10 protein-coding genes and 2 tRNA genes are annotated in these 13,459 nt (G+C 43.2%); 7 read left to right on the top strand and 5 right to left on the bottom strand.

The genetic code is table 11. The features are described from left to right. Positions 1-11 precede the first annotated feature (11 nt). From proA to PUZ33_RS14290, 3 genes are all read left to right on the top strand, one after another. Positions 12-1,265, top strand: a complete 1,254-nt coding sequence (gene proA / locus PUZ33_RS14300; protein ID WP_058681079.1) for a glutamate-5-semialdehyde dehydrogenase — start codon at positions 12-14, stop codon at positions 1,263-1,265. 111 nt (positions 1,266-1,376) lie between these two features. Next, a tRNA-Thr gene (locus PUZ33_RS14295) sits at positions 1,377-1,452 on the top strand. 87 nt (positions 1,453-1,539) lie between these two features. Further along, positions 1,540-3,480: a site-specific integrase gene (locus tag PUZ33_RS14290; RefSeq protein WP_274205339.1), complete on the top strand. Its 1,941-nt coding sequence runs from the start codon at positions 1,540-1,542 to the stop codon at positions 3,478-3,480. A gap of 123 nt (positions 3,481-3,603) precedes the next feature. Here PUZ33_RS14290 and PUZ33_RS14285 read toward each other — a convergent pair whose 3' ends face one another. The 3 genes from PUZ33_RS14285 to PUZ33_RS14275 all read right to left on the bottom strand — a co-directional run bounded on the left by PUZ33_RS14285 (position 3,604) and on the right by PUZ33_RS14275 (position 8,199). Beyond that, positions 3,604-3,936 carry an NIPSNAP family protein gene (locus PUZ33_RS14285; protein WP_127729694.1) on the bottom strand — a complete coding sequence of 111 codons (333 nt, stop codon included), beginning with the start codon at positions 3,934-3,936 and terminating at the stop codon, positions 3,604-3,606. A gap of 163 nt (positions 3,937-4,099) precedes the next feature. Further along, on the bottom strand, positions 4,100-5,938 hold the full coding sequence (locus PUZ33_RS14280) for a UvrD-helicase domain-containing protein (RefSeq protein ID WP_072657364.1): 1,839 nt from the start codon (positions 5,936-5,938) through the stop codon (positions 4,100-4,102). After that, the gene (locus tag PUZ33_RS14275; RefSeq protein WP_072657363.1) at positions 5,935-8,199 is read right to left on the bottom strand and encodes an AAA family ATPase; all 2,265 of its coding nucleotides are present in this window, start codon (positions 8,197-8,199) and stop codon (positions 5,935-5,937) included. Before PUZ33_RS14275 ends, PUZ33_RS14280 begins: the two co-directional genes overlap by 4 nt. A gap of 236 nt (positions 8,200-8,435) precedes the next feature. Between PUZ33_RS14275 and PUZ33_RS14270 the strand changes: the two genes are divergently transcribed. Beyond that, positions 8,436-8,993, top strand: a complete 558-nt coding sequence (locus PUZ33_RS14270; RefSeq protein WP_047718027.1) for a recombinase family protein — start codon at positions 8,436-8,438, stop codon at positions 8,991-8,993. 157 nt (positions 8,994-9,150) lie between these two features. Here the strand turns inward: PUZ33_RS14270 and PUZ33_RS14265 are convergent, their stop codons facing one another. After that, the gene (locus PUZ33_RS14265) at positions 9,151-9,648 is read right to left on the bottom strand and encodes a hypothetical protein (protein ID WP_227443239.1); all 498 of its coding nucleotides are present in this window, start codon (positions 9,646-9,648) and stop codon (positions 9,151-9,153) included. A gap of 239 nt (positions 9,649-9,887) precedes the next feature. On the opposite strand from PUZ33_RS14265, the gene PUZ33_RS14260 reads away from it, so the two are divergent. After that, entirely contained in the window at positions 9,888-10,352 is a 465-nt protein-coding gene (locus tag PUZ33_RS14260) for a helix-turn-helix domain-containing protein (protein WP_047718045.1), read from the top strand. Between the two features lie 507 nt (positions 10,353-10,859). On the opposite strand, the gene PUZ33_RS14255 is transcribed toward PUZ33_RS14260, so the two are convergent. Continuing rightward, positions 10,860-11,774: a hypothetical protein gene (locus PUZ33_RS14255; protein WP_047718025.1), complete on the bottom strand. Its 915-nt coding sequence runs from the start codon at positions 11,772-11,774 to the stop codon at positions 10,860-10,862. Positions 11,775-12,013: 239 nt separating this feature from the next. On the opposite strand from PUZ33_RS14255, the gene PUZ33_RS14250 reads away from it, so the two are divergent. Both PUZ33_RS14250 and PUZ33_RS14245 read left to right on the top strand, forming a co-directional pair. Next, positions 12,014-12,089, top strand: a tRNA-Thr gene (locus tag PUZ33_RS14250). A gap of 163 nt (positions 12,090-12,252) precedes the next feature. Then, complete coding sequence (locus PUZ33_RS14245; protein WP_023303126.1) at positions 12,253-13,458, top strand: tyrosine-type recombinase/integrase; 1,206 nt, start codon at positions 12,253-12,255, stop codon at positions 13,456-13,458. Position 13,459 lies beyond the last annotated feature (1 nt).

Below are 13,459 nucleotides of genomic sequence, written 5' to 3'. Positions count from 1 at the left end.
GGAGCCAGAAAATGCTGGAACAAATGGGTGCTGCCGCCAAGGCCGCCTCTTACAAACTGGCGCTCCTTTCCAGCCGCGAGAAAAACCGCGTGCTGGGAAAAATCGCTGATTATCTGGAATCGCAGTCGCAGGATATCCTCCTCGCCAACGAGCAGGATCTGCTGGAAGCGCGCCGCAACGGTCTGAGCGAAGCGATGCTCGACCGTCTGGCGCTGACCCCGGCACGCCTGAAAGGCATCGCCGACGATGTCCGTCAGGTTTGTAATCTGGCCGATCCGGTCGGGCAGGTGATCGACGGTGGACTGCTCGACAGCGGTTTACGTCTGGAGCGCCGTCGCGTGCCGCTCGGCGTTATCGGCGTGATTTATGAAGCCCGTCCGAACGTGACGGTGGATGTCGCTTCCCTGTGCCTGAAGACCGGTAACGCCGCCATTCTGCGCGGCGGGAAAGAGACCTGGCGCACCAACGCCGCGACGGTGAAAGTCATCCAGCAGGCGCTGCAGGAGTGCGGTTTACCGGCAGGAGCCGTGCAGGCCATCGAAAGTCCGGACCGTGCGCTGGTGAACGAGATGCTGCGTATGGACAAATACATCGACATGCTGATCCCACGCGGTGGCGCGGGCCTGCACAAGCTGTGCCGCGAGCAGTCGACGATCCCGGTGATCACCGGCGGTATCGGCGTGTGCCATATCGTGGTGGACGAGAGCGCCGAAATTACACCGGCGCTGAAGATTATCGTGAATGCCAAGACCCAGCGTCCAAGCACCTGTAATACCGTTGAAACGCTGCTGGTGCATCAGGGTATTGCAAACACCTTCCTGCCAGCCCTGAGCAAGCAGATGGCCGAGAGTGGCGTCACGCTGCACGCGGACGAGAAGGCGCTGGCGCTGCTGAAAGACGGCCCGGCGACGGTGGTGCCGGTAAACGCGGAGCAGTATGACGACGAGTTCCTGTCTTTGGATCTGAACGTGAAGATCGTGGCCGATCTCGACGACGCTATCGCGCACATCCGTGAGCATGGTACTCAGCACTCTGACGCCATCCTGACGCGCACGCTGCGCAATGCCGACCGCTTTGTGAACGAGGTAGATTCTTCTGCCGTGTACGTGAACGCATCAACCCGTTTCACCGACGGTGGACAGTTTGGTCTGGGCGCGGAAGTGGCCGTCAGCACGCAAAAACTGCACGCGCGTGGTCCGATGGGCCTGGAAGCGTTGACCACCTACAAGTGGATTGGCATCGGCGACGATACGATTCGTGCGTAAATAATCACGGGTGATGCAAAAATAGCCGTTTGATTCAAAAGGGCATTGACGCATCACCCGGATAGATCTAACCTTTTGCCCCGTGGTTACGCTCGTAACCGGCCTCTCAGGGCCGATATAGCTCAGTTGGTAGAGCAGCGCATTCGTAATGCGAAGGTCGTAGGTTCGACTCCTATTATCGGCACCAGTCACTTCTATTTCATTGATTTAATTAACTTTAAATTCATTCAGAGTGAAATCGCGTAGCCTCTCCTACATAGAGGTCATACAGCCGATGGCTCAACGTGATAATCTGTATCGCCGTAGCAGCGGTATTTATGTTGTCCGTATTGCAGTTCCCGCCCGATACCGTCTCTACACGGGACAGCGTGAGATTCACGCTTCAACAGAAACAAACGACATCAGAAAAGCGCGAGCGATTGCCGCAGGTCTATTGGTTGTTTGGCAGCGATGTCTGGGTGAGTATCAAGAATTGGATAGAGAAAAGTTGGTAAGCAGTGCGCCTGCTTTGGCTGGCGAAGGAATGATCAGCCTCGCTGAATTTTGCGGTTTAACGAGCGCTTCCCTGCAACAAGTGGCGCAGCGACTACTTGATACAAATATCCCGCTTTTTTGGCTTGCTGATGGGCGTCCTGCCTACTATGTAGAAGATCTTTCACTCGTTGATAAGGATGATCCTGAGGCTTCTGGATTTATCATCGATAGTGCCATTAACATCGGGATCAGAGGTTCTCTGGCAGGTTATGTTCAGCCCCTGGTTTTATCACGTATATTACGTCAGATGATCGCTGGCGAGCTGCTGGATGCAGAAACCGCATTTAAATCCTCAGAGGCTTCATCCAAAGCCGCTTGGTTTGTTGACTTTCCCGGTGTCGAAATCTCGCCTAGTTCATTAATGATTCATCGTGTGCAAGCTGAGCGCTTACGATTATTTTGGCTGTCACATAGCGCAGCGGTTTCTCCAATCATGCCTGAAAAACCAAAAGCAATTCCCCCTGTATTATTGCCCTCATCAATACCGGATAATGAATATGTAAATCGTAAATACTACTCAGTGAAAATGAGCGAGTTATGTGAAAAATATATTCGCTACAAGCGTGGAGGGAAATTCACGGAAAAGGCAGAAAATCGAGTTCGGGAAGGTTTTGGCTTACTCCTTGAAGTCATGGGTGATTCAACGCTTGAAAAAGTTGACCGTGACTTCCTTCGTAAATATGAGAGCTTACTAAGGTCGATACCTGCAAGGCGCGATCTGGCAAAAATAAGATATAAAATCAATGATGTTCATGAATTGATTGTCAAGGCAAAAGAGAATAGTGATCCTCTAATGAGCGATAATGCCGTTCGTAAATATATGCGAATTCTCTTCGAGGCTTTCCAGTGGGCTGATGGAGAAGGCATTTTTATTAAGTCTCCTGCGAATAAATTCTTTGCACCTATTGAAAATGAAAAGATGGATCAGGATTTCAAATCTAATTTCACTGATGAGGATTTGAAAGCTATTTTTGGTATGCCTTGGTATAAACGTGGGACTGTCGATAAAAATAGTCAGGGGCAATTCCATCATTATCGTGCATTTCATTACTGGCTACCGCTAATTGGCTTTTTTACCGGCGCGAGGATAAATGAATTATGTCAGCTTTATCTTGACGATATTAAGCAGGATGCGGTCGGGTTTTATTTCTTCGAAATCAGCAATGAGCGTGCCGATCAGTCGCTAAAAACTATTCATTCGCGGCGGAAAATACCGTTGCATCCGACATTGATCAAACTTGGATTAGTCCGCTATTGCGAAGCATTGAAGAAAGCAGGCCATGAACGTTTATTTCCCGAGCTTCCTTACCACCCTGTAAAAGGATATGGCGATAAAGCTTCGGACTGGTTTAATCGCTCGTTGCTCAAAGAACGGTTAGGCTTTGAAAAAGAGAGCAAAAAATCTTTCCATTCATTCCGTCACACGTTTTCTACTAGACTTAAACAAGCTGGAATCGACAGCGAGACGCGTGCGCAGTTTGTTGGGCATATCCGCGGTTCTGGCGAGACAGAGAACCGGTATAGCAAAGATCATCCACCAGCAGCCCTCTATGCTGTGCTTGAGAGCGTTACGTTAGGGCTACCGGAAGTTGCTCCATTTGTTTGCGAAGATGGTGTGGTTGCTGTAGCTGATGCGCTACGGATTAAACAGAGCAACAAATCGCGAAAAGAACCGCAATAGCCTGAATTTCTCTTTTGCTCTAACGCGCTCAGAACGATTCTGGCGCGTTTTTTATTAAGGGTGGTGATTTTCATAGTGCTGAATTTGGATACGCTCAAAACGCGTTTGGTGAAATTTGATGACCTACGATTGCACCCGCAGCCCTTCCACGTTTTCTGATGGTAGATTCATCACTGTTTTAATGCTGGTCTCTATGCTGCCAACGATGTCTTCGCGTGGGCCGCTGCGCCAGTCATCGCTTGCGTAAAAAGCATTAAGAACCGTAGCCATGCTTTCAGCACTGTCAAAGGCGCGAATCAGATAGTAGCAATCCGGGTCATGTAACGAGTTACCAAACGAAACAACATCGATCCCGTGGCGTTGGTGCAGGGGAACACTGATTTTCTGCATTATGGCGTGAAAAGCGGCGCCGCTGCCTTTTCGTAAGGTGTATTGCAGTATTTCGACGGTTCTCAATTTTATTCTCCATTAATGGTCGACTGTGTGCTTAAAATAACAAGATGTATAAGTGAACATATTATTCAACACCAACTTTTGTTTCTTACCGATGGTTCGTATTAAGTGAACCAACATTTTTATGATGTCAGTTCACTTTAAAATATCCTATTACTGCTTTTAATTAAATTATTTCTATTTCACTCGAATCAAACCATCCTTTATGTAGTAGGTTTTTTCTTAGCATTTCTGTATTATCTGTATAAGCAAGAATGGCGAGGCTTTTTTGTGCTCGACTACATGTGACGTAAAATAGTCTTCTAGTTCTGTCTTCACTAGTATCTTTACCTTCTTTCTCATTATCTAAATCAGTTTTGGTTTTTTCTTTAACACCGAAAAGTTTGTCATAACTAAACATAAAACCTTTAGCCTCAGAATCATCAATTAAAACTAGAACACGAGGAAATTCTAGACCTTTAACTCCCTGATGAGTATCGATGTTTGTCTTCCCTTTGACATAATTATAATATTTATCAAATTGACATAAAGGAGAGCTAAACGCTTTCTGCCAAGCTTCAATGATATCATCTTGTGAGTTATCGTTACTTTCTAGGATTTCTTGTATAGAATCTGGGACGTCAAGTAATTTTATTTCATTTATCTTATGTAGTAAATTAATTGTGATAAGTTCAGGGTTTGTAGAAATAAAACTCTTTAACATATCAAGAGAGTTTCTGATCTGTGTAAGTGGCGAGGTATTATTTGTATTTTTTAAAAGATGTTCTCTTTTTAATAAGGGTGCATTTGTTCGTAAAATGTTAGTGATAGTAAAAGTATCATTTTTAATACAGGCGGATATTAATGGTGAAACAATTCCACAAATGAAATTTATATTACCCAGAGAGCCCTCTAAAAGCCCAGTTTTTAATCGCTCAATTTGATAGAGAGGAGTGAACATGTCTATAAAACCCATACGTGTTGCGGCCATATGATGTTCTAATATTAGGGTGTTTACTAATGAATCATGGTTTTCCCAATCATCATCTAAAGTAATTTCTCTCATTCTTTTTTTTACAAACGATTCATCTCTATCTTTATTATCAGAATGACATTCTTTTATAAAAATTCTTACATATCCTTCCTCGGCATCTTCTCTGGCCTTTTGCTTATGATTATCCACTTGACTTCTAATTAAATTAATTAAAGCAACCACTCTTTTTGGAGAACGATAGTTAATGCTTTTTTCAGGTTTTTTCCAGTGTTCGTCAAGGCATGCCTCTAAATCACTTTTACCATCAGAGTATATCCTTTGCATCATGTCCCCTAACAGACCCACCGAGAATGTATCTCTGTTATTTTTCTCAACTTCGAGTAATGCATTCATTAGCAGTTTGTTAGTATCTTGGCTTTCATCAATTAAAAGAATTGGATGGCGATTAACCAATATTTTCTGCATTGTATATTTTCTGTCTAGAAAATAAGAACCGAGTTTAATGACTTCTGAATGATTTAGAGAGTCTTTAGTTCTATTATCCCCGGTAGGGTTGTATGTGAATTTATATACATCTGATAAGTTTTGCAGACGTTTTTCTTTGGAAACTATTTTTCTTTCTCTTTCTAAAGAAGCTTGTGAAACTCTAGTTGTTCTGCTTTGTTTGTCCCTTAAATCAGCTATCTCCGCAGCAATGTTTTCCATTAACCAAGATTTTATATCACTGGAGTGATGCCTAATTAGCTCCCATAGGAAACTATGAATTGTAGACACATCTATTAATTTGTTGAATTTAACTCTTCTTTTTATTTCATCACAAGCCGCATTGGTGTATGTTATCACGGCTATTTTTTTTCCTCTTAGCCTGAACTCTTCTGAGTGACTCTTCAAAATCATTTCCAGAACATTAACTAAAGTCCTGGTTTTACCAGAGCCAGCTCCAGCATAAAGAAGGAAACTATGCTTTTGAGTGCCCGTTAAGTAATTATGTATATTAGAATCTAATATTTCCTCAGTTTGTTTGATAGTCATTTGTTTTCTCCATCACTGGCTAAATCAGAAACAAGCTCTAATTGTTTTATTTTTATCTTTTCTTCGAGCCACTTTAGACCATTACTTATATAATTAGGTGTGTTTAATTTATCGCTTTCGTCATGGTAAAGTATATCTAATGCAAATTCAGCTTTATTACCTTTAGATAAGTGTAAAAATGATTCCTCTCCAAATTCCTCTGCATTTTTGCAATTAGTAATTGATGCTTTGAATTTCTTCACTAAACCATTACCGGTAAGATTACTGAAAAAATCTAGATTATTGTAGACTAATGAGTCTTCGAACGTGTTTGGTAAAAATTCTTGGTTAACACCTTTGAATGCAGCCAAAACAGGAATCTGAAAAGCTGAGTAAACATAAAAGAAATCATTATATTTCTTTTCTTTCTTATCTTCCGTGAGTTTATACAATTCATCGACACCGGTAACTTCTGGAACCCAACTTGCAAGCGTTGTATTACTTGTAACGAAACCGCTGCCTTTCTTAGAGGGCTTAACCTTGCCATCTTGTGAATCCTTAGGGTCTAAATCCGTAATAATTAGAGTTAAAAGATTCAAACTAACAATCAGATTCTTTAGTCGATGGGCATGGCTACCACCAATCTCTAATAAGGTAATGTAGCTTTGATTTAAGAAAGGGTAGTGTCTTCTAATTAAGTGAGGAACTAAAATCCTCTCGGCTGGGCCTTCAACAAGAATTACTGCATCTGCAAAGAATAAATCACAATGTGTTGCCTTTAGGTATCTTATTACAAATTTTTCCGTATCATCATTTACACCAAAAACATTGGAAAGATTGATTACTGTTGATACAGGGATCTCATGTTCTTTACAAGCAGGAATTCTTCTAAAGTATCGTAAAGAAGAAAATTTACACTCGTGGGCAATATGGCTCGAATGTGTGCTTATAATGAGTTGTGTATGAAGCTCTTCTTTATCGCCTAAATTATTATGATTCCTCAATATATCATATGCTTTCCTAATGAAGATTTGTTGCACTTGTGCATGCAAGTGAGCTTCAGGTTCTTCAATCAAAACCAAATGCAGGGGAGCTGGAAAATCCTCTTGATTGTCGTCTGCTAATTTTTTATTTGTAGCTTTGCCAACTTTCATCCAACTATCTCTGAACCCCATTAGTCTAAATGCAATTGAGATTAAGTTTTGATAACCTAGTCCATTATAACTCTCTGGCAATCTTAAATAGTCTAAAGATACATTGCTTAAAGCATTAGTTAACTCATATTGAACTGCTGAGTCGTGATTTAAGCCATCAATTGGTTCTATTTTTGTAGAGATTTTTAGTTTAGGATCAGTTACTCCTGGATAGTTGAGGCCTTCAACTTCTTTTATGGCTTGGGAGAAACAGTTTTTTAATCTTTCATCAAATGTATCCTGAGCATCACGAATGGCTTGTAGAGCTTCGATATCTGATAGTTCAGGGCTTTCTATTGGGTTAAGATGTTTCGAATAATAATCTCTCAACTGTGTGTTTAATTTGCTATTCTCTTTGTCGGCAGCAGAGGGGCTTCCAAAGCCACGTTGTGCATTGATCTCATCAATTCTTATTAGATCTTTGAGAGGTATGCCATCAAGTAATGTTTGCTGACTGTCTATTCTTTGGGGTTTGGCTATTCCATTATCAGATGATTCTAATTTCGAAGGATCTAAGCTATAACACTTAATTGTAAACATTGAGTTCAACTTTCTTGAAAGATATTCATAAATATCTTTAGGCCACAATGCTATTGTGTAATTTTCTTTATCAATCCGCTCAGAAATTCGGTCGTGTATATCTAATGAATTTTGGCGGGAAGATATGAAGTCCTCAAAGAAAACATCAAATTTCTTGGGTTCATATCTCAGTCTTACTCCAATTAAACCTCCATTCCACTCTAACGTTGGTAGTATATGATTGACATATTGGAGCTCATTTTCTTTCGCTTCGATCCAAATATCCATGCAAGGAAAAAGATCTGAGAAAGCTTCCTGTGATTTAGCAAGGTCTATATTTTCCTCAGTTAACCATTGTTCAGTGATATCTTTTATTTTTGCCCAATTGCAAAGTGTCAAATCATTTACGCTAAACCGCGAGGCATCAACGAGGAAATGTCCTAAGGCCTCCATTGCAGCCGTTTTACCGCTATTGTTAGCACCAACAAAGAGAGTGGTTTTTTCTGCAATATCTATGCGGACAGACTTCAACTTTCTGAAATTCTTAATTTCAATGAAATTTATTTTCATATTAATAATATCCTTATGAAATTATTTTGCTGTGCTAAAGAAATGTTTACGTTTCGATTAGAACATAACCACTTTGATTGTGTAGTCAATAGAAACCATGATGTAAGAAATCGACCGTTTTCTGGCACCTCCCAATCGCACGCTTTCACACTGTTGGAAAAATAGCCTTGGCTTTTCTAACAGGCCATCCTAATGTTGGCCTCGTTTTCTGGCAGGGGTCAGATGGGGAGATAACAATGGCTACTTTTGGCTACGGGCGTGTTTCAACAATGCAGCAGGATACTGAGAACCAGCGACTGGAGCTTGAGCAAGCTGGGTGGCAAATTGACTATTGGTTTGCCGATATTGTCAGTGGGAAGGTTCCGGCTATGCAACGTAAAGCGTTTTCTGAAATGCTTAGCAAAATTCGCGATGGTGAAACGTTGGTAGTTGCAAAACTAGACCGTCTGGGACGCGATGCGATTGATGTTCTCCAGACGGTCAGGGCACTGGCAGAGCGTAATATCAAAGTGATCGTCCACCAGCTTGGAACTACTGACCTCACTTCTGCTGCCGGTAAGCTTCTGTTGTCTATGCTGGCAGCCGTTGCGGAAATGGAGCGTGACCTACTTATTGAACGCACTCAGGCGGGGCTGTCACGAGCAAAAGCTGAAGGAAAGAAGCTGGGCAGACCGTCGAAAATCGCACCAGAAGCCCGTAGGGCGATTATAGAGAAAAAGAATAGCGGGACCAGTATCAGTGCGTTAGCGCGTGAATATGGTGTTTCCAGAGCGACTATATCCGCGTTGCTTTAAACGCTTCTAAACTTTCATTGCAACCCCGAGTTTTGGGCTGGTTAGCGTGGGAGATTCAAAGCGTGAAAAAGATTGTGGCACCGTTTCCGGTTAGATCAGCAGGGAAGATCTACTAGGTGGAATACCCCCACTTATAAATTCGGGGGGCTTATGGTGGTTACTCAAACGAAGCCGCGATGACTTCCCCGGTGTTGGCGTTAAAAACACAAAAATATTGCAGTGGTATCAGCATATTCATGCTGTTAATGGCCTTAGCCTGTTGTCCAAATGCTTGAATCGTTTTCTTTTGCTCGTCGTGCCAGAGGTAGGTGCTGAAAACCTGCGGTGCTTCGCGATCCAGCCACACATGGCGAAACGTCGCTTTTTCATCCATTACCTGTTTGCACTTTTTGATGGGGTTATGATGTGCTTTTGCATAGCATTCTGGCTCGTTAATCGAGCACAAGGCATTTTGTTTTTCTCCCGGGAGTTGAGTGCTAACAGCTGCGAATGCACTTACTCCCAGCACTAGTGAAAGCGTTCCCAGAACACCCCATGAGATTGCTCGTAGAGTGCTGATCTGCCGTTTTGATGTAACGTGCGCGACCATGCTGTAACTGGCCCAGCTGAGCACGGCTCCCGCTACCATAGGTAATATAAAATCTGATCCCGCCATGATTTCCTCATTTTCAAAACCACATCACGCCTAATAGCGAATGTTGGGAACGACCAACCGATGACGATCATAATACGGCTTTGGTTTAATTTGTCACTATTGGTGATCATTTTGAATCTTTTGATTGTAGCGATACAGACTTCTCGTGAGGGTGATTGTGCTCACAATAGGGGGCGTTAGATTCGAAATGTCTCATATGGAGCGTGGCCTTACAGTGGTCAAAATTGCACATTCAGTGCATGAAAAAATCCCTGAGAATACAGTTTGGCGAGCGGGTAAAAGAACTGCGTATAGCCACCGGAATGAGCCAAGAGGCGTTTGCTGATCGGTGTGGGTTCGCACGTAGCTATATGAGCCGCATTGAACGTGGTGGGTCTAATGCGTCTCTGGATGCGATTGAGGTTCTGGCTAACGCTCTGAGCGTTGAGCCGTGGCAGTTGTTGGCGTCTGACTCATCCGAAGAAAACGACCCAGAACTACTGGTTCCCTATGCGGCGGATGGGACGTGCTTTAATCCCGAACTGGCGAGTAGTCGCGATGGTTCATTTGCAGTAGGAGATAAAGCCGCTCAGAAGCGTTTTGGCTCGTTTATCGAAGCCCTTGAGTATCTCCGTAGCATGGAGACGGCAAAGTGGCGTAGGCCGAATTCTGCGGGCAATTGGGGAATTGTGTCTGCTGTTAAATGGGATAAGCTTAGGAAGTAGTGCTAGTATAAGGATATAAATTTGGCAAACAGGATTTATACATTGCATCCCCATAATGGATGCTGTCCACCCTAGGACTTTTGATTCTTTTCGGCTGTATATAGATAATCATGAAACTCGGGTGCGTTACAGAGGCGTTACGTATCGCTTTTAATGATTTTTATTATTAAATTCAAGTTGTTATGATTTTGGTGGTGGATTCGAAAAATAAACACACTCCGTGAGTTTTTGTAAGTTTTATTTTGCTCCGAATCTTCATCTTTCCCGAGAGTTGTTCTTCTATGATAACTCAGGCTGCGTAAGCAGCCCGTCGCGACAAAGTCGCGACCCTGTTATTGGATAATCAGTTACAAAAGTTAGAAAGCTAAGCAATACCCTAGTCATACAAAGAACTATGATCTACGCGGGTTTTATGGCAAAAGAGATAGCTCCCATACTGGGTAAACTAATCGCGCATAAACCCGGTAAATTGTTTTTCAAGGCTATCGTTTCATTCAAATTTTGAGTTCACATCTTTTTCTCATATAAATATAAACGTTGTAAAACAGCTTTTAATGATGATTTAAGCCTCTTCTCATCGTGGCTTTCCCCTGTCATAAATCTCATTATCTGCGCTAAACTCATATATGATTTATCGGATATGCGGGAAGCAAGCCAAACATTAACCCAATGAGGAATATGTTTTGCAAGATTTTTCCGTTTTGTTACTGAACATTCAAGTCTCTCAGTAACTTGTGCAATCCCCAATGAATGCAACTTGCCACCTCGGACATCTCCTTGTTGAAGTTTCCGCCATGAATCACGGTGTTTTTTAGATTGATACTGTGCTAACTCCCATTGAAGGTTTGCATTGATCTGTAATGCCCTGATTTTTACGTCAGTTGTCCAATTTAGACGCGCAAATTTTTCTGCCAAGATCCAGTCAAATTCTTCTCGCTGAAATAGGTGCTCAAACTCTTCTGCACCTACCGCTTTTTTCTGTCCTTGTATCCATGCCCAGTGCATATCGATGACTTGGCGGTCAATGCTTAATTGGTTTGGTTCATCATCAGACGTTCTTTTAGGTGATGGAGGAAGCGCACGAAATCTCGGAGCTATGTATTGTGAAATATTCAGCGCAATTGACAATGACACTGCTTCGTCTCGATGGTTTAGGTAATCATTTTTGTTTTCAAGGATAGAGCGTAGATATTGCGCTATCTCATTACCATTCCTTGCCAAAACGATCTCTGATGCTTTTGAAACGAGATCCTTAAAAGGAGTAATACCGGGGTGTTTCTCAAGAACTTCTTGAGGTTCGATAGACATACTACGGGCTGATGTCGCCTGTTCGTTCTCATTGTCGAGAATCGCAGCAAGGACATCAATTTGCTGATCATTTGTAAGCTCAAGCTGGCTACGTAAACTAGTTTCTGATGACATAATTCCCACTCCTTAGTTGAATAAGCGGGACATTATTTTGTGAACTTAGGCTTTTCAATGCTTCTGGTTGGCTATTTTTAAACAGTAACATAACATATTGTTTTATAATGATTTCCATTTTAGGCTATTTTACGTCATGTGTTTTTTAGTGCTCTGTAGAGGACATTGGCTCTCCTACAAAACTGTCCTACAATGCGATTTCATCATTGATTAATGCTTTATGGTTACGCATCCTGAAAGCCGATATAGCTCAGTTGGTAGAGCAGCGCATTCGTAATGCGAAGGTCGTAGGTTCGACTCCTATTATCGGCACCATTTCAAACTCTTCTCAAGTCTACCGAAATCAACTTAAAGCCCGTATAATGCGGTTTCTAGCCCGTATCTTATCTCCTGTTATCAACTGGACTCAACCGGAATCAAGTTACAGTTGGGGGCATAAGTGGGGGCATTCTGTGTTCGGTCCAGGGAGATGCCCCCAATGAAGCTAAATGCACGGCAGGTAGACGCCGCTAAACCCAGAGAGAAGGCCTACAAGCTGGCAGATGGTGCTGGCTTGTATCTTGAGGTTGTTCCCTCTGGTTCCAGATATTGGCGGATGAAGTATCGCTTCAATGGAAAAGAGAAGCGTATGGCTTTTGGTGTCTATCCAGCAGTGTCCCTTGCACAAGCGAGGGCACTACGAGATGAAGCCAAGAAAAAACTGGCCGAGGGTATCGATCCATCGTTTGCTAAGAAAGAAGAAAAGTTGGTTCGCGATGTCCAGCTCAATAATACGTTTCAGGCAGTGGCGCTTGAATGGCACGGAACGAAGGTGAGCCGATGGTCAGAAGGGTATGCTTCTGACATTATCGAAGCCTTCAATAAAGATATTTTCCCCTATATCGGCCAGCAGCCGGTGAATGATATCAAACCTTTGGTTCTGCTGAATGTGCTACGTCGAATGGAAAACCGTGGCGCGACAGAGAAGGCCAAGAAGGTTCGCCAGCGCTGCAGCGAAGTTTTTCGTTACGCCATCGTCACCGGTCGTGCGGAATACAATCCTGCAGCGGATCTAACCAGCGCGATGTCAGGGCATGAATCGAAGCATTATCCCTTCCTTACTGTTGAGGAGTTACCAGACTTCTTTAAAGCTCTCGCAGGCTATACAGGAAGCCCGTTAGTTGTTCTTGCAGCACGTCTGCTGATTCTTACGGGAGTACGCACCGGTGAGCTCCGAGGTGCTTTCTGGAGTGAGTTTGATCTTGAAAAAGCGGTGTGGGAAATTCCTGCCGAACGAATGAAAATGAAGCGGCCCCATCTTGTGCCTCTCTCTACCCAAGCGCTGGAAATCGTACAGCAACTCAAAGTTATGTCAGGGCAATATCCGCTGGTGTTCCCAGGGCGTAATGATCCCCGCAAGTCGATGAGCGAAGCGAGTATTAATCAGGTATTCAAACGGATTGGGTATACGGGGAAGGTAACGGGGCATGGTTTCCGTCACACGATGAGTACGATTTTGCACGAGGAAGGGTTCAATACGGCATGGATCGAAACCCAGCTTGCGCATGTTGATAAGAACGCGATTCGAGGGACGTATAACCATGCGTTGTATCTAGAAGGGCGAAGGGAGATGATGCAGTGGTATGCAGATTTCATCGGTCAAGTAGGCAAATTCCAGCTAACCCCTAGCTTATGCAGCTATTAGC

The organism is Enterobacter cloacae complex sp. 2022EL-00981, from assembly GCF_028737495.1.
GTDB lineage: Bacteria > Pseudomonadota > Gammaproteobacteria > Enterobacterales > Enterobacteriaceae > Enterobacter > Enterobacter cloacae.
Note: the sequence above shows the minus strand (reverse complement) of the source record. Positions and strands in the feature narration are given on the sequence as shown.